A 16,692-nucleotide genomic window follows, 5' to 3' on the forward strand; every position below is an offset into this window, starting at 1 on the left:
CTGTTTACTTAGCGCTGTCGCTGGAGAAAGCCTGACGATGCAGGATAGCCGTAAACTCTTCCATAAAGTTGTCGTAGCCCTGCTCCAGTTTATTGACGCGCTGGTTCAGTCGGTTGTACGCCATTACGGCAGGAATCGCAGCAAACAGACCGATCGCGGTGGCGATCAATGCTTCTGCAATCCCCGGTGCCACCATCTGCAGGGTGGCCTGTTTGACCGCCCCCAGGGCAATAAACGCATGCATAATCCCCCAGACCGTACCAAACAGACCGATATAAGGACTGATTGAGCCCACCGTGCCCAGGAAAGGAATGTGGGTTTCCAGCGCTTCGAGTTCGCGATTCATGGAAATGCGCATGGCCCTGCTCGCGCCTTCAACAGCCGCTTCAGGCGCATGATTATTCGCGCGATGTAAACGGGCAAACTCTTTGAAGCCGGCGTAGAAGATTTGCTCGGCACCCGCCAGCTCTTCACGACGTCCCTGACTTTCCTGATAGAGGCGAGACAGTTCAACGCCGGACCAGAATTTGTCTTCAAAGGCTTCAGCTTCCCTTCCCGCCGCATTCAGAATTCGCGTGCGCTGGATGATGATTGCCCAGGAGGCAATCGAAAAGCCGATCAAAATCAACATGATAAGTTTGACCAGAAGGCTCGCCTTCAGGAACAAATCAAGAACGTTCATGTCAGTCACTGCTTGAACTCCGCGACAATAGACTTGGGAAGCGCAATCGGCTTCATTAGGTGTGGGTTGATGCAGGCAATCAGGACCTCTGCCTCATTGAGCACTTTGCCTTCTGCGTTCACGATACGCTGGGAGAATGTCATCGTCGCCCGCGTCATTGATGTCACTTCGCTCTGGATCTCCAGAAGGTCATCAAGACGTGCCGCCGAAAGATAGTCCACCGTCATGCGCCGTACCACAAAAGCAACCTGCTGTTCTAACAGCGCCTGCTGATTGAAATGGTGCTGACGCAGCATTTCGGTACGTGCTCGTTCATAAAAAGCGATATAGCTGGCGTGATAAACCACACCACCGGCATCGGTATCTTCATAGTAGACCCGAACCGGCCAGCGAAACAGCGTTGTACTCACTCTACATCCCGGCCTCGTTTTAAACGTTGCTACTATACGCAAGACAATTAGGGTTGGGAATGGGCTGTCAGAGCCAGGAGAAAATAATTATCAGTTGGTTACAACCGGACGTCATTAATGGAGGTTTCTTGACCAGACGCTGAAGTAAACTCACGCGCCTGGGGTGAAGGGTGACAGGTCGTCAGCGATAAAAATGACTCAGCGCCCAGAAGAGTACCAGTAAGGCGGGCAATGGCGCAAAGAACGCACGCCAGCGTAAACGGCGCGGACGGAATCCGCTGCCGTGAATAACCCCCGTGCAGACCGCCCAAATCAGTACGATGCCCTGCCATAGCAGGATGCCTTCCGGGCGGGTTGCATAGCGCGCGGGGTCCCATAACAGGCAGCCGGCCAGCCATAAGGCGAGTATCAGAGAAAGGGCCCGCGGGCCCTTATCCATCAGGCGATAACCTGTCTGAATGCCTGTGCGCATTACGACTGGCGTTCCGCGTCGGCGCTGTCTTCGATATGTTCTATCGCCAGCGCGGTGATGATGCCAAAGGCACAGGCCAGCAGGGTGCCGAGAATCCAGGCAAAATACCACATATGTCGTCTCCTTTATTAATAGAGTGCGTTACTGTTGCGCTCAACATGTTCTTTAGTGATACGACCAAACATCTTCCAGTAACACCAACTGGTATAGAGCAGAATAACCGGCACAAAAATTATCGCCGCGAAGGTCATAATTTCCAGCGTCAGCAAACTGGAGGTGGCATCCCACATGGTCAGGCTGGTGCCGGGAACGGTACTGGACGGCATAATGAACGGAAACATCGCGATGCCGGCGGTCATGATGACGCAGGCCAGCGTCAGCGATGAGCAGAGAAACGCCCAGCCGCCCTTCTCTCCGCGCGAACACATTACGGTCAGTAAGGGTAACACCACGCCCAGAAGCGGGAATAACCACAACACAGGATGCTGCTGGAAATTCACCATCCAGGCCCCCGCTTCGCGCATCACGGTTTTCCCCAGGGGATTAGAAGCAGCGAAGTGATCAAGCGTGCTGGTCACCACATAGCCGTCAATACCGTACCTTACCCAGACGCCAGCCAGCGCGAAACACGCCATCATCACCAGCGCGGCAATCTGCGCCGTGATGCGTGAACGCAGGTGCAGTTCGCCCGTGGTGCGCATTTGCAGATAGGTCGCACCCTGCGTCAGTATCATGGCAACGCTCACCACACCGGCCAGCAGTGCAAAGGGGTTCAGCAGCTGGAAAAAGTTTCCGGTGTAATACAGCCGCATGTACTCGTCGGCATGAAAAGGCACGCCCTGCAGCAGATTGCCAAAGGCGACGCCGATCACCAGCGGCGGGACAAAGCTGCCGATAAAAATGCCCCAGTCCCAGGCACCGCGCCAGCGTGCATCTTCGATTTTTGAGCGATAGTCAAAGCCTACCGGACGGAAGTACAACGAGGCCAGCACCAGAATCATCGCCACGTAGAAGCCGGAAAACGCGGCGGCGTACACCATCGGCCAGGCGGCAAACAGTGCGCCACCGGCGGTGATCAACCAGACCTGATTGCCGTCCCAGTGCGGCGCGATAGAATTGATCATCACACGACGCTCGGTATCGGTCCGGCCTAATACGCGCGTCAGCATCCCGACGCCCATATCGAAACCATCGGTGACGGCAAAGCCCACCAGCAGAATGCCGATTAGCAGCCACCAGACAAAGCGCAGAACTTCATAATCAAACATGGGGCTTCTCCTTATCCACGCACCGGCTGAGCGTTTTTAACGATCTGTTCATGGTGATAGCGCCCTGTTTTCAGGCTGCTGGGCCCCAGACGCGCGAACTTAAACATCAGGTACATCTCGGCCACCAGAAACAGGGTATACAGTCCGCAAATCAGTATCATTGAGAACAGGACATCGCCCACGGTCAGCGTGGAGTTCGCAATCGCGGTGGGCAGGACTTCCCCAATCGCCCAGGGCTGACGACCGTACTCCGCCACAAACCAGCCCGCTTCTACCGCAATCCACGGCAGCGGAATGCCGTACAGTGCGGCTTTGAGTAACCAGCGCTGTTGACCAATGCGATTTCGAATCACACTCCAGAATGACAGTGCAATGACGCCGAGCAGCAGCACGCCGCAAAGCACCATGATACGGAACGCAAAGTAGAGCGGTGCGACGCGAGGAATCGAATCCTGCGTGGCCTGTTTAATCTGCGCTTCACTGGCATCCGACACGTTCGCGGTATAGCGTTTTAACAGCAGGCCATAACCCAGGTCTTTTTTGCTGTGGTTAAAGGCATCGCGGACGGCCGGATCGGTATTGCCCTGTCGCAGTTCATCCAGCAGCGCGTAAGCCTTCATACCGTTACGAATTCGCACTTCGTGTTGCGCCAGCAGTTCTTTTAGTCCGGTCACCGGCGTATCGGTCGACCGCGTGGCAATGAGCCCTAGGAGATAAGGGATCTGGATCGCATACTTGTTGTGCTGTGCTGACTGATCGGGCACGCCAAAGAGCGTAAAGGCGGCCGGTGCCGGTTGGGTTTCCCATTCCGCTTCAATAGCGGCCAGCTTGGTTTTCTGTACGTCGCCCATCTCGTAACCGGATTCGTCACCCAGCACAATCACCGACAGCACCGCCGCCATGCCGAAACTGGCCGCGATGGCAAAAGAGCGTTTTGCAAACGCCATGTCACGGCCTTTCAGTAAATACCAGGCGCTGATGCCTAAAATAAACATGGCTCCTGTGGTATAGCCTGCCGCCACGGTATGCACGAATTTCACCTGCGCAACCGGGTTTAATACCAGCTCAGAGAAGCTCACCATCTCCATGCGCATGGTTTCAAAGTTAAACTCAGAGGCGATGGGGTTTTGCATCCAGCCATTCGCTACCAGAATCCACAGTGCCGACATATTCGAACCGATTGCGACCAGCCAGGTCACCGCCAGATGCTGCACTTTACCCAGGCGATCCCAGCCGAAAAAGAACAGGCCCACAAAGGTGGATTCCAGGAAGAAAGCCATTAAGCCTTCAATCGCGAGCGGCGCACCAAAAATATCGCCAACATAATGAGAATAATAAGACCAGTTGGTGCCGAACTGAAATTCCATTGTCAGTCCGGTGGCCACGCCCAGGGCAAAGTTAATACCAAACAACTTGCCCCAGAACTTGGTCATATCTTTATAGATTTGTTTACCACTCAGGACGTATACCGTTTCCATGATGGCCAGTAAAAACGCCATACCGAGCGTTAATGGCACAAACAGAAAATGGTACATCGCCGTCAAGGCAAACTGTAAACGCGACAGTTCGACGATATCTAGCATAAAAACTCCTTGCTCCTCGCATGAACGCCTGAGCCGTGTGGGCCGAATAAGCGTCAGGAACGACTGATTATTGATTCCAGTTTTATCATCGGCAGGTCATAACGCTGTGCGGCCTGAGATGAGGGAGTAGCGGTTAATCTAACCTGGTTAAACATCAACGCAGCGGCGTGGTTCAAACGCTTAACGGGGGATAAATAAAAATTGATGCTTTCCCGTATTTGAACAAACGTTTGTTTATTTTTTTAAAAGGCTGGATTGATGCAGCGCAATTTAAGCGCTTAACGGTAGGCTTTGCTAGCGGTAAAGTTTGTTATATATAAGGGGAAGTTGATCTGGAATAATGAAGCAAAGATAGAAATATGTTCTTAAGCGTTCTTTGTTAAAAAATTGTCTCTTATTAATTTTTAATTATAAAGAAATTTAACTTTGTTCCCTTTTTAATAACTTAACGATCCGCGACGACGATGCGGTGGGCTGAATTCAGCATAGCAAATAAACGGGGCAATACTTAAATTAATTTAATGGTTATTTCACGTTCTTATTCAATATCTAAAAAACGGGCCTGAGGGCAGCGTATTTTTTAAGTGAGTGACAGGCAATCATCCTGCCTGCAATCCGCCCTGCCCGTCCGGCCAGCGCCCTTTTTTCACTACCCACGTTCGTGACCGGCCTTGTGGCTGTGCGGCAATGTTTTGCCAGCCATAAAAAAAGCCACCCGAAGGTGGCTTTTTCAGTGGATGCGATTACTTCGCTGGCAGAACGGCTTTAACAGCATCACCGATGTCAGCCAGGCTGCGTACGGTTTTCACGCCCGCCGCTTCCAGTGCAGCAAACTTCTCGTCTGCCGTACCTTTACCGCCGGCGATGATGGCGCCTGCATGGCCCATACGTTTGCCTTTCGGCGCGGTCACGCCTGCGATGTAGCCCACAACCGGCTTGGTCACGTGATCTTTGATAAAGGCAGCCGCTTCTTCTTCCGCGCTGCCCCCGATTTCACCGATCATGACGATCGCTTCAGTCTGTGGATCGTCCTGGAACATTTTCAGGATGTCGATGAAGTTAGAACCCGGGATCGGGTCACCACCAATACCAACACAGGTAGACTGGCCGTAACCGATATCGGTAGTCTGCTTAACGGCTTCATACGTCAGCGTACCTGAACGCGATACGATACCGACGCGGCCTGGCTGATGAATGTGGCCCGGCATGATACCGATCTTACATTCGCCTGGGGTGATCACACCCGGGCAGTTTGGCCCGATCATGCGAACGCCCGCTTCATCCAGCTTCATTTTCACGGTCAGCATATCCAGCGTCGGGATGCCTTCGGTGATGGTGATGATCAGCTTGATGCCGGCATCGATCGCTTCCAGGATACCGTCTTTACAGAACGGAGCCGGAACGTAGATGACGGTAGCCGTTGCGCCAGTGGCTTCAACCGCTTCACGCACGGTGTTAAACACCGGCAGGCCCAGATGAGTGGTGCCGCCTTTGCCTGGCGTCACACCGCCGACCAGCTGCGTGCCGTAAGCCAGCGCCTGCTCAGAGTGGAACGTCCCTTGTCCGCCGGTGAAACCCTGGCAAATGACTTTGGTGTTTTTGTCGATCAAAATGGACATTATTTACCCTCCGCAGCAGCAACAACACGCTGTGCCGCGTCTGTCAGACTGGTTGCTGCAATGATGTTCAGACCACTGTCCGCCAGTTTCTTAGCGCCCAGCTCAGCGTTGTTACCTTCCAGACGTACCACAACCGGTACGTTCACACCCACTTCTGCCACTGCACCGATGATGCCGTCTGCGATCAGGTCGCAACGCACGATGCCGCCGAAGATGTTAACGAAAACCGCTTTCACGGCGTCGTCAGACAGGATGATTTTGAAGGCTTCCGTTACGCGCTCTTTGGTCGCGCCGCCGCCGACATCCAGGAAGTTTGCTGGCTGACCGCCGTGGTGCTTAACGATGTCCATGGTGCCCATCGCCAGGCCTGCGCCGTTAACCATACAACCGATGTTGCCTTCCAGCGCAACATAGTTGAGTTCCCACTGCGTTGCGTGTGCTTCACGTGGGTCTTCCTGGCTTGGATCGCGCATTTCACGCAGCTCTGGCTGACGGAACAGGGCATTGCCATCGGCACCCAGTTTGCCATCCAGACAGATCAGATCGCCCTGTTTGGTGATGACCAGCGGGTTGATCTCAACCATCGCCAGGTCACGTTCCAGGAACATGGTCGCCAGACCCATGAAAATTTTGGTGAACTGGCTGACTTGCTTGCCGGTCAGGCCCAGTTTGAACGCCAACTCACGGCCCTGATAAGGCTGAGGACCGGTCAGCGGATCAAGCGCCATTTTGTGGATCAGGTGCGGGGTTTCTTCCGCCACTTTCTCGATTTCCACGCCACCTTCGGTTGACGCCATGAAGATCACGCGACGCGTTGCACGGTCGACCACGGCACCCAGATACAGCTCCTGATCGATGTCGGTCGCCGCTTCAACCAGAATCTGGTTTACCGGCTGGCCATTGGCGTCAGTTTGGTAGGTCACCAGACGTTTACCCAGCCAGTTTTCAGCGAAAGCACGGATATCTTCTTTACTGTTAACTACCTTCACACCGCCCGCTTTACCGCGGCCACCGGCATGAACCTGACATTTAACTACCCACGGGCCTGCGCCGATTTTCGATGCCGCTTCTTCTGCTTCACGTGGTGTAGTACAGGCGTAGCCGGTCGGTGCTGGCATGCCATACCGTGCAAACAGCTGTTTAGCCTGGTATTCGTGTAAGTTCATGATGTTCTATCCATTCAGATCTGAAAAGAGTATTGAGGTTGGGCACGCAACGCGTGCCCAGTGATGAATCAGACATCCAGCAGCAGACGCGCCGGATCTTCCAGCATCTCTTTCACTGCGACCAGATAGCCGACAGATTCACGACCATCGATCAAACGGTGATCATAAGAGAGCGCCAGGTACATCATTGGCAGGATCACAACCTGACCATTCACCGCCATAGGACGATCTTTAATGGCGTGCATGCCTAGGATTGCGCTCTGTGGCGGGTTGATGATTGGCGTTGACATCAGTGAACCAAACACACCACCGTTGGTGATGGTGAAGTTACCGCCCGTCAGATCGTCAACCGTCAGCTTGCCGTCACGGCCTTTTACTGCCAGTTCTTTAATTTTCTTCTCGATGTCAGCCATGCTCAGCGCATCCACATCACGCAGAACAGGGGTCACCAGGCCTCGTGGGGTAGAAACGGCGATGCTGACATCAAAGTAGTTGTGGTAAACCACGTCTTCGCCATCAATTGAGGCGTTGACTTCAGGGTAACGCTTCAGCGCTTCCACCACGGCTTTAATGTAGAACGACATAAAGCCCAGACGCACACCGTGACGCTTCTCGAACGCTTCGCCGTACTGCTTACGCAGATCCATAATCGGCTTCATGTTGATTTCGTTGAAGGTTGTCAACATGGCGGTGCTGTTCTTGGCTTCCAGCAGACGTTCCGCCACGCGCTTACGCAGGCGCGTCATTGGCACACGTTTTTCGCTGCGGTTAGCCACAGGCTGCTGGGCAGGCTGCGCGTCAGATGCCGGTGCCGCGGCTTTGTCTGCCTGCGGTTTGTTCGCCAGATGTTTTTCAACATCTTCGCGCGTTAAACGTCCACCCACGCCGGTGCCTTTGATCTGTGAGGCATCAAGGTTGTGTTCGGCAATCAGACGACGAATCGCCGGGCTCAGCGCATCGTTGCTCTCTTCTTCCAGAGAAGCGGTCTGACGCTGGGCTGGTGTGGATTCGTTGCTGTCGACTTTCGCACTGCTTTCTTTGCCAGCGCTGTTACCTTCTTTCAGGCGGCCGAGAATCTGACGAGAGGTAACGGTTGCCCCTTCCTCTTCCAGTACGGCTTCCAGCACGCCGTCCGCAGACGCCGGCACTTCCAGAACCACTTTGTCGGTTTCAATTTCGACGATGACTTCATCGCGACTGACTGCATCGCCTGGTTTCTTGTGCCAGGTTGCTACTGTGGCATCTGCAACCGATTCAGGCAGGTCGGGAACGAGAATATCTACGCTACTCATTATCTTTCCTTTTAATTAATTGACGTTCAGTGCGTCATTAACCAGGTCTTGCTGCTGTTGTTGATGTACGGACATATAACCCACGGCCGGTGAAGCCGATGCCGGGCGACCTGCATAACGCAGCGTTGCACCAAACGGTACCACATCACGGAAATGGTGCTGGCTACAGTACCAGGCACCCTGGTTCAGTGGCTCTTCCTGACACCAGACAAAATCCTGTACGTGGGAATACGCTTTTAACGCTTCCTGTACCGCCTGATGCGGGAACGGGTAAAGTTGTTCGATACGCACGATAGCGACATCGGTTTTTTCGTCTTTACGGCGCTGTTCCAGCAGATCGTAGTAGACCTTACCGGAGCACAGCACGACGCGCTTGATGCCTTGCGGATCCAGATCGTCAATTTCGCCAATCGCTGGCTGGAAGCTGCCGTTTGCCAGTTCATCCAGCGAGGAAATCGCCAGAGGATGACGCAACAGCGACTTCGGTGACATCACCACCAGCGGACGGCGCATACCGCGCAGCGCCTGACGACGCAGCATGTGGTAAACCTGAGCCGGTGTTGAGGGTACGCAGACCTGCATGTTCTGCTCAGCGCAGAGCTGCAGATAACGTTCCAGACGGGCGGAGGAGTGCTCAGGGCCCTGACCTTCATAGCCGTGTGGCAGCAGCATCACCAGGCCACACATACGGCCCCATTTTTGCTCGCCGGAGCTGATGAACTGGTCAATCACCACCTGCGCACCGTTAGCAAAATCGCCGAACTGCGCTTCCCAAATGGTCAGCACGCGCGGCTCTGCGGTGGCATAACCGTATTCAAAGGCCAGCACGGCTTCTTCAGACAGGACGGAGTCCCAGACTTTGAATTCACCCTGACTGTTATGAATATGGTGTAGTGGCGTGTAGGTTGAACCGTTGGTCTGATTGTGGATCACGGCATGACGGTGGAAGAAGGTGCCACGGCCGGAGTCTTCACCCGACAAACGTACCGGAATGCCTTCATCGACCAGCGTGGCGTACGCCAGGTTTTCAGCCCCGCCCCAGTCAAACGCTTTCTCGCCTTCGGCCATCAGCTTACGATCGTTATAGATCTTGGCGACGCGAGACTGGACTTCAATCTCTTCAGGGATCTGGCTGATACGCAGCGCCAGCTCCTTCAGACGCTTCATGTCCACCTGAGCCGGATAGGGTTCATCCCACTCGTGATTCAGATACGGTGACCACGTGAAGGAGTGCAGGCTCATCGGACGCCATTCTGGCACCACGCATTCGCCGGCATCCAGCGCATCACGGTACAGATTGACCATTTCGGTGGCATCTTCCTGCGACGCGACACCTTCGCTTTCCAGACGATCGGCGTAGATTTTACGCGGTGTGGGATGCTTTTTGATTTTCTGGTACATCAACGGCTGCGTGGCGCTTGGCTCATCCGCTTCGTTGTGACCATGGCGGCGATAGCACACCAAATCGATAAACACATCGCGTTTAAAGGTATTGCGATAGTCCAGCGCCAGTCGGGTCACAAAGGCCACCGCTTCCGGATCGTCCGCATTGACGTGGAAAATCGGTGCCAGCACCATTTTACCAATGTCAGTACAGTACGGTGTAGAACGCGCGTCTTTCGGATTCGAGGTGGTGAAACCCACCTGGTTGTTGATCACGATACGCACGGTGCCACCGACTTCATAGCCGCGGGCCTGAGACATGTTCAGGGTTTCCTGCACCACGCCCTGACCAATGACCGCCGCATCACCGTGAATAGTGATGGGCAGCACTTTATTGCTGACCGGCTCAGCCAGACGATCCAGACGGGCACGCACCGACCCCATGACCACCGGGCTGACAATTTCCAGGTGAGACGGGTTAAAGGCCAGCGCCAGGTGTACCAGACCGCCTTCGGTTTCGATATCCGATGAGAAGCCCATGTGATACTTCACATCACCGGTGCCCAGGTGTTCTTTATGTTTGCCTGAGAACTCGTCGAACAGATCCTGTGGCTTTTTACCCAGCACGTTAATCAGGACGTTGAGACGGCCACGGTGCGCCATCCCCAGCACCACTTCGCGGGTGCCGCTTTTACCTGCATGACGAATCATCTCACGCAGCATAGGCACCAGTGCATCACCGCCTTCCAGCGAGAAGCGTTTGGCACCCGGGAATTTTGCGCCCAGATATTTTTCAAGGCCTTCTGCCGCAGTCAGCTCTTTCAGGAAACCTTTTTTCTCTTCACCGCTGAACGAACAGTGGCCAGCACCGGATTCGAGACGCTGCTGAATCCAGCGTTTCTCTTCGGTGTTGTTGATGTGCATGTACTCTGCACCAATCGAACCACAGTAAGTCTGCTTCAGCGCCTCGAACAGATCGGCCAGCTTCATGGTTTCTTTGCCAATAGCAAAAGAACCTACGTTAAAGCTTTCCTGAAAATCGGCGTCGGTCAGATCGTGAAAAGCAGGGTCGAGATCGGCAACACGGTCCTGTTTCCACAGGCCAAGCGGATCCAGGTTTGCTTCCTGATGGCCGCGAAAACGAAACGCGTTGATCAGTTGCAGCACTTTCACTTGCTTGGAGTTGGTTGCCGGATCGGTGACTGAGGAGGTGTAACGAGATGCGTCTTTCGCCAGGCGACGGAAATATTCGCGGGTCGCGGAGTGGAACTGCTCGGGTTTCACTCCCGTGCCTGGTAACTGTTGGAACATCGAGCGCCACACTGCATCCACAGAGTCAGGATCGGTCAGGAAATCCTCATAGAGTTGCTCTATGTAAGACTGATTCGCGCCGGCCAGCCAGGAGGAGTCCAGCCAGGGCTTCATCGCGCTGTTCTGCATTGTGATCCCTTAAGCAATGTTATGCTTTATTGAGGTTTCATTTGTTGCCGCTTTCGCGGTTTGCCGTAGTGAGTTCAGCGATACGAGCACTGTGCGCAGCGCGCGCCCGGCCCGTAAGGGAACCTTTGTAAACGTGGTCGGGACCGCGTTTAAAGAGGCTTCCGTAAAACACCGGGAACCTGAGGTTCCCGGCTGTATCACTATGCCCCGCGTTGCAGCAGCATCGACTTGATATGGCCGATGGCGCGCGTGGGGTTAAGACCTTTAGGACACACGCTGACACAGTTCATGATGCTGTGGCAGCGGAACACGCTGAATGCATCGCTCAGATTATCCAGACGCGCATCGGTTTCGGTGTCGCGACTGTCAATAATGAAGCGGTATGCCGCCAGCAGACCCGCAGGCCCGATGAACTTATCGGGATTCCACCAGAACGACGGGCATGAGGTTGAGCAACAGGCGCAGAGAATACACTCATACAGGCCGTCCAGATGCTCACGCTCGCCCGGCGTCTGCAGATGCTCACGCGCAGGTGGGTTTTCACCGTTGTTTAACAAGAAAGGCTTAATTTTCTCATACTGAGTATAAAACTGGCTCATGTCTACCACGAGGTCGCGCACCACAGGCAGGCCAGGCAGAGGACGAATCACAATCTTCTGCTTACCGTTGCCTAAAGCGGAAACCGGCGTAATGCAGGCCAGGCCGTTTTTACCGTTCATGTTCAGGCCATCTGATCCGCACACGCCTTCACGGCACGAGCGACGGAAAGCCAGCGTAGGATCCTTTTCTTTTAAACGGATCAGCGCGTCCAGCAGCATCATGTCACGGCCATCTTCCGCTTCCAGGCTGTAATCCTGCATGCGCGGTTTATCATCGACGTCCGGGTTATAACGATAGATCGAAAATTCTAGTCTCATGATGATCTCCGCAATTAATAGGTACGCGCTTTTGGCGGGAAGGCCGCACGCAGTTTCGGTTGCATGTTCACCTCACGGCGCGTCATGCTTTCCGTTTGCGGAACATAGAGGCTATGGCACAGCCAGTTCGCATCATCACGTTCCGGATAGTCGAAGCGGCTGTGTGCACCACGGCTTTCTGTACGGAAGTTAGCCGCAACCGCTGTGGCATAGGCGGTTTCCATCAGGTTATCCAGCTCAAGGCACTCGATACGCTGTGTATTGAAGTCGGGTGAACGGTCATCCAGACGCGCAGACTTCAGGCGCTCACGAATCACTTTCAGCTCTTCAAGACCTTCACGCATGGCATCACCTTCGCGGAAGACCGAGAAGTTGTTCTGCATGCAGCGTTGCAACGCTTTACGGATTTCAACCGGATCTTCACCCGTGGTGTTGTTCTCCCAGCGATTGAAGCGCGCCATGGCAGCATCGATGTTTTCCTGACTGGCTTCGCGCAGTTCGCCCTGCTCTTCCAGACATTCAAGCAGATGAACACCCGCCGCGCGACCAAAGACCACCAGGTCCAGCAGTGAGTTTCCGCCCAGACGGTTCGCGCCGTGAACAGATACGCAGGCGATTTCACCCACAGCGAACAGGCCCGGAATCACTTCATCTTCGCCCTGCGCATTGACGCGCAGCGCCTGGCCGGTCACTTTGGTCGGTACGCCGCCCATCATGTAGTGACAGGTTGGGATAACAGGAATCGGCTCTTTAATCGGGTCAACGTGCGCAAAGGTACGGGACAGTTCCAGGATTCCCGGCAGACGTGACTCCAGCACTTCGGCACCCAGATGGTCAAGTTTCAACTTGATGTGCGGGCCCCATGGACCATCACAGCCCCGGCCTTCACGAATTTCCACCATCATAGAACGGGCCACCACGTCACGACCTGCCAGGTCTTTGGCGTTTGGCGCATAGCGCTCCATGAAGCGCTCACCGTGTTTGTTCAGCAGATAGCCGCCTTCACCGCGGCAGCCCTCGGTGACCAGCACACCCGCACCTGCGATACCGGTTGGGTGGAACTGCCACATTTCCATGTCCTGCACCGGTACACCTGCGCGCAGCGCCATGCCAACACCGTCGCCAGTGTTAATGTGGGCATTGGTCGTCGACTGATAGATACGTCCTGCACCACCGGTCGCCAGAATGGTCGCCTTGGCTTTGAAGTAGACGGTTTCACCGGTTTCCATGCAGATAGCGGTACAACCCACAATCGCATCGTCGTCATTCTTGACCAGATCCAGTGCATACCATTCGGAGAAGATGGTGGTTTTGTTTTTCAGGTTCTGCTGATACAGCGTATGCAGCAGGGCATGGCCAGTACGGTCAGCTGCCGCGGCAGTACGCGCCGCCTGCTCACCACCGAAGTTTTTTGACTGACCACCAAACGGACGCTGATAAACGCGGCCGTCATCAAGACGGGAGAAAGGTAAGCCCATGTGTTCCAGTTCCAGAATCGCTTCCGGACCGACGTGGCACATGTATTCAATCGCGTCCTGGTCGCCGATATAGTCGGAGCCTTTGACGGTGTCATACATATGCCATTCCCAGTTATCGTCATGGGTATTGCCCAGCGCAACGGTAATACCGCCCTGCGCGGATACCGTATGAGAACGGGTTGGGAACACTTTGGACAGCAGGGCGCACGTCTGGCCCGACTGGGAGATTTGCAGTGCCGCGCGCATACCCGCGCCACCTGCGCCGATCACCACGGCATCAAATTCTCTGACTGGTAACTTCATTTACACACCCCACACCACAACAAACCCATAAATTGCATATGACAACAGTGCCACCACGATAACCAGCTGTAACAGCAAACGCGCCGCCAGCGATTTCACGTAGTCCGTTAAGACCTGCCACATACCAATCCAGCCGTGGATCAGGATGGAAAACAGCGTCAGGAGCGTGAACACTTTTGTAAATGCTGAGGCAAAGAAGCCACGCCAGATGTCATACGTCAGCGTGTCTGTCATCACCACGAAACCGAGCATGTAGATGATGTAAAGCGTAATAAGGATTGCCGACGCGCGCAGCAACAGCCAGTCCTGAATGCCATTGCGACCCAACGCGGATGCATTGCTTACCATACGAGGACTCCTGCTAAGATTGAAAGCACGACAGTAATACCAAATGTCACCTGCGCAGAACGCTTACCTGCTTCGAGCGTTTCCGCCAGATAACCAAAATCCATTAACATATGACGTATCCCGCCCACCGTATGATAGGCCAACGCGGTCAGAATGCCCCACATGATAAACTTCACAAAGAAGCCGCTCATGATAGATGCCGCGTGCTGAAAACCTTCAGGAGAGGAGAGAGAAAGACCGAGAAGCCACAACAGGATGCCGAGAGCAACCAGAGTGATGACGCCGGAGACACGGTGGAGAATGGACGATATTGCAGTAACGGGAAACCGGATCGTCGAGAGATCCAAGTTGACAGGTCTTTGTTTTTTCACGGTTTTGCCCACACAGCTCTTTTTATTTTGCTTCCTCCGGAAGACAGGCCCAAACCCGAAAAAAAGGTTCAGTCTTAATCCGTCACCAAAATAGCAACATCCAGTGTTAAATGACGTGGTACAAACGCTGGGTGGCTCCTGGTGTCAGGGTGTTCCGGAGACCTGGCCGGAAGTATAGGACGATCACATTCTGATTACAATTCCCCTACAAACTCTTTGGAGAATTTTCGATGGAACAGTGATCCCACTCACGTTTTTCACAATTCATACAAATTTAATTATCTGATTTGACAATAGTTCAACAATTCAGTTACAAACTAGTCCGATAAAATCCTATGATGCACAAAAGTTATGGGGATACACTTTCTCCTAAGCTGAAGTTATGTAACATTGTCGGTAACCGCTTTAAATACCATCAGGTTATTGGTTACAAAGAAGTTATGTCCTGACCGGATCTTTAACAACCGCGATATGCACATGTCACGGCTTTACATTTCCAGTGGAACGCGCCTCTCACTCTGTACCCTTCACTGCTTATAATGCAGAGTGACACCGTGAAGTACTGCCAAATTGCAACATGCACGCGTTTCAGGTGTCGAAAGATCCTTACCTGCCTAAGGCGCTATGGAGACGAAAATGACAGATAAAAAAGTGACGCTAACCCTATCAGATGAAACGTCCATTGAACTGGGTGTACTGCAAGGCACGCTGGGCCAGGATGTCGTCGATGTCCGTCAGCTGGGTTCCAACGGCCTGTTTACCTTCGATCCTGGTTTCACGTCTACAGCGTCCTGCGAATCAAAAATCACCTTTATCGATGGTGATGAAGGCATTCTGCTTCACCGCGGCTTCCCTATTGACCAACTGGCTACCCACTCTAACTACCTGGAAGTGTGCTACATCCTGTTAAATGGTGAAGCCCCCACGAAAGCCCAGTTTGAAGAGTTTAAACAAACGGTTACGCGCCACACGATGATTCATGAGCAGATTACCCGTCTGTTCCACGGTTTCCGTCGTGATTCACACCCGATGGCGGTGATGTGCGGCGTGACCGGCGCACTGGCTGCGTTTTATCACGATTCGCTGGATGTAAACATCGAGCGCCACCGTGAAATCGCCGCTTTCCGTCTGCTGTCGAAAATGCCTACCATGGCAGCGATGTGTTACAAGTATTCAATCGGTCAGCCGTTCGTCTATCCCCGTAACGACCTCTCCTATGCCGGTAACTTCCTGCACATGATGTTTGCAACACCGTGTGAAGAATACAAGGTTAACCCTGTGCTTGAACGCGCCATGGATCGCATTCTGATTCTGCACGCCGATCATGAACAGAACGCCTCGACCTCTACCGTACGTACCGCTGGCTCGTCAGGCGCTAACCCGTTTGCCTGTATCGCGGCCGGTATTGCCTCCCTGTGGGGACCCGCACACGGCGGCGCGAACGAAGCCTGTCTGCGTATGCTGGAAGAGATCAGCACCGTCGAGCACATTCCTGAGTTTGTGCGCCGTGCTAAAGACAAAAATGACTCTTTCCGCCTGATGGGCTTTGGACACCGTGTTTATAAAAACTATGACCCGCGCGCGACCGTTATGCGTGAAACCTGCCATGAAGTACTGAACGAACTGGGCATGAAAGACGATCTGCTGGAAGTGGCGCTGGAACTGGAACACATTGCGCTGAACGACCCGTACTTCATCGAACGCAAACTCTATCCAAACGTGGATTTCTACTCCGGTATCATCCTGAAAGCCATGGGCATCCCTTCGTCCATGTTTACCGTGATTTTCGCCATGGCGCGTACCGTTGGCTGGATCGCGCACTGGAAAGAAATGCACGACGAAGGCATGAAAATTGCCCGTCCGCGTCAGCTGTATACTGGTTACACCGAACGCGAGTTCAGCTCGAAGCTGGATAAATAAGCTGTCCGGCAACGGGCGGTAAGGCGAAAAGCGGTGGTGT

15 protein-coding genes are annotated in these 16,692 nt (G+C 53.8%); 1 reads left to right on the top strand and 14 read right to left on the bottom strand.

The genetic code is table 11. The features are described from left to right. Positions 1-4: 4 nt before the first annotated feature. The 14 genes from tolQ to sdhC all read right to left on the bottom strand — a co-directional run bounded on the left by tolQ (position 5) and on the right by sdhC (position 14,744). Complete coding sequence (tolQ, locus tag C1N59_RS14415; RefSeq protein WP_033739349.1) at positions 5-691, bottom strand: Tol-Pal system protein TolQ; 687 nt, start codon at positions 689-691, stop codon at positions 5-7. Then, a complete protein-coding gene (ybgC, locus tag C1N59_RS14420; RefSeq protein ID WP_006118464.1) occupies positions 688-1,092 on the bottom strand; it encodes a tol-pal system-associated acyl-CoA thioesterase in 405 nt (134 codons plus the stop codon). Before ybgC ends, tolQ begins: the two co-directional genes overlap by 4 nt. Positions 1,093-1,273: 181 nt before the next feature. Next, complete coding sequence (ybgE, locus tag C1N59_RS14425) at positions 1,274-1,564, bottom strand: cyd operon protein YbgE (RefSeq protein ID WP_394549797.1); 291 nt, start codon at positions 1,562-1,564, stop codon at positions 1,274-1,276. Then, a complete protein-coding gene (gene cydX, locus C1N59_RS14430; protein WP_006118462.1) occupies positions 1,564-1,677 on the bottom strand; it encodes a cytochrome bd-I oxidase subunit CydX in 114 nt (37 codons plus the stop codon). The genes ybgE and cydX overlap by 1 nt, the downstream gene beginning before the upstream one ends. Positions 1,678-1,692: 15 nt before the next feature. Continuing rightward, the gene (cydB, locus tag C1N59_RS14435) at positions 1,693-2,832 is read right to left on the bottom strand and encodes a cytochrome d ubiquinol oxidase subunit II (protein ID WP_394549798.1); all 1,140 of its coding nucleotides are present in this window, start codon (positions 2,830-2,832) and stop codon (positions 1,693-1,695) included. Positions 2,833-2,843: 11 nt separating this feature from the next. Next, a complete protein-coding gene (gene cydA, locus C1N59_RS14440; RefSeq protein WP_006118460.1) occupies positions 2,844-4,415 on the bottom strand; it encodes a cytochrome ubiquinol oxidase subunit I in 1,572 nt (523 codons plus the stop codon). Positions 4,416-5,158: 743 nt separating this feature from the next. Next, positions 5,159-6,034, bottom strand: coding sequence for a succinate--CoA ligase subunit alpha (sucD, locus tag C1N59_RS14445; protein WP_006118459.1), 876 nt, complete (start codon positions 6,032-6,034; stop codon positions 5,159-5,161). After that, positions 6,034-7,200, bottom strand: a complete 1,167-nt coding sequence (sucC, locus tag C1N59_RS14450) for an ADP-forming succinate--CoA ligase subunit beta (RefSeq protein WP_006118458.1) — start codon at positions 7,198-7,200, stop codon at positions 6,034-6,036. Before sucC ends, sucD begins: the two co-directional genes overlap by 1 nt. Positions 7,201-7,268: 68 nt before the next feature. After that, positions 7,269-8,492 (bottom strand): 2-oxoglutarate dehydrogenase complex dihydrolipoyllysine-residue succinyltransferase, encoded by a 1,224-nt coding sequence (gene odhB / locus C1N59_RS14455; RefSeq protein WP_006118457.1) that lies wholly within the window; start codon positions 8,490-8,492, stop codon positions 7,269-7,271. Positions 8,493-8,507: 15 nt separating this feature from the next. After that, positions 8,508-11,315, bottom strand: coding sequence for a 2-oxoglutarate dehydrogenase E1 component (gene sucA, locus C1N59_RS14460; RefSeq protein WP_006118456.1), 2,808 nt, complete (start codon positions 11,313-11,315; stop codon positions 8,508-8,510). A gap of 200 nt (positions 11,316-11,515) precedes the next feature. Next, positions 11,516-12,232: a succinate dehydrogenase iron-sulfur subunit gene (locus C1N59_RS14465; RefSeq protein ID WP_006118455.1), complete on the bottom strand. Its 717-nt coding sequence runs from the start codon at positions 12,230-12,232 to the stop codon at positions 11,516-11,518. 14 nt (positions 12,233-12,246) lie between these two features. Continuing rightward, the gene (gene sdhA, locus C1N59_RS14470; protein WP_006118454.1) at positions 12,247-14,013 is read right to left on the bottom strand and encodes a succinate dehydrogenase flavoprotein subunit; all 1,767 of its coding nucleotides are present in this window, start codon (positions 14,011-14,013) and stop codon (positions 12,247-12,249) included. Continuing rightward, on the bottom strand, positions 14,014-14,361 hold the full coding sequence (sdhD, locus tag C1N59_RS14475; RefSeq protein ID WP_006118453.1) for a succinate dehydrogenase membrane anchor subunit: 348 nt from the start codon (positions 14,359-14,361) through the stop codon (positions 14,014-14,016). After that, positions 14,355-14,744, bottom strand: a complete 390-nt coding sequence (gene sdhC / locus C1N59_RS14480; protein ID WP_033739345.1) for a succinate dehydrogenase cytochrome b556 subunit — start codon at positions 14,742-14,744, stop codon at positions 14,355-14,357. Before sdhC ends, sdhD begins: the two co-directional genes overlap by 7 nt. A gap of 624 nt (positions 14,745-15,368) precedes the next feature. On the opposite strand from sdhC, the gene C1N59_RS14485 reads away from it, so the two are divergent. Beyond that, a complete protein-coding gene (locus C1N59_RS14485; protein ID WP_006118451.1) occupies positions 15,369-16,652 on the top strand; it encodes a citrate synthase in 1,284 nt (427 codons plus the stop codon). The last annotated feature ends 40 nt before the right edge of the window (positions 16,653-16,692 follow it).

The organism is Pantoea sp. SGAir0183, assembly GCF_043545505.1.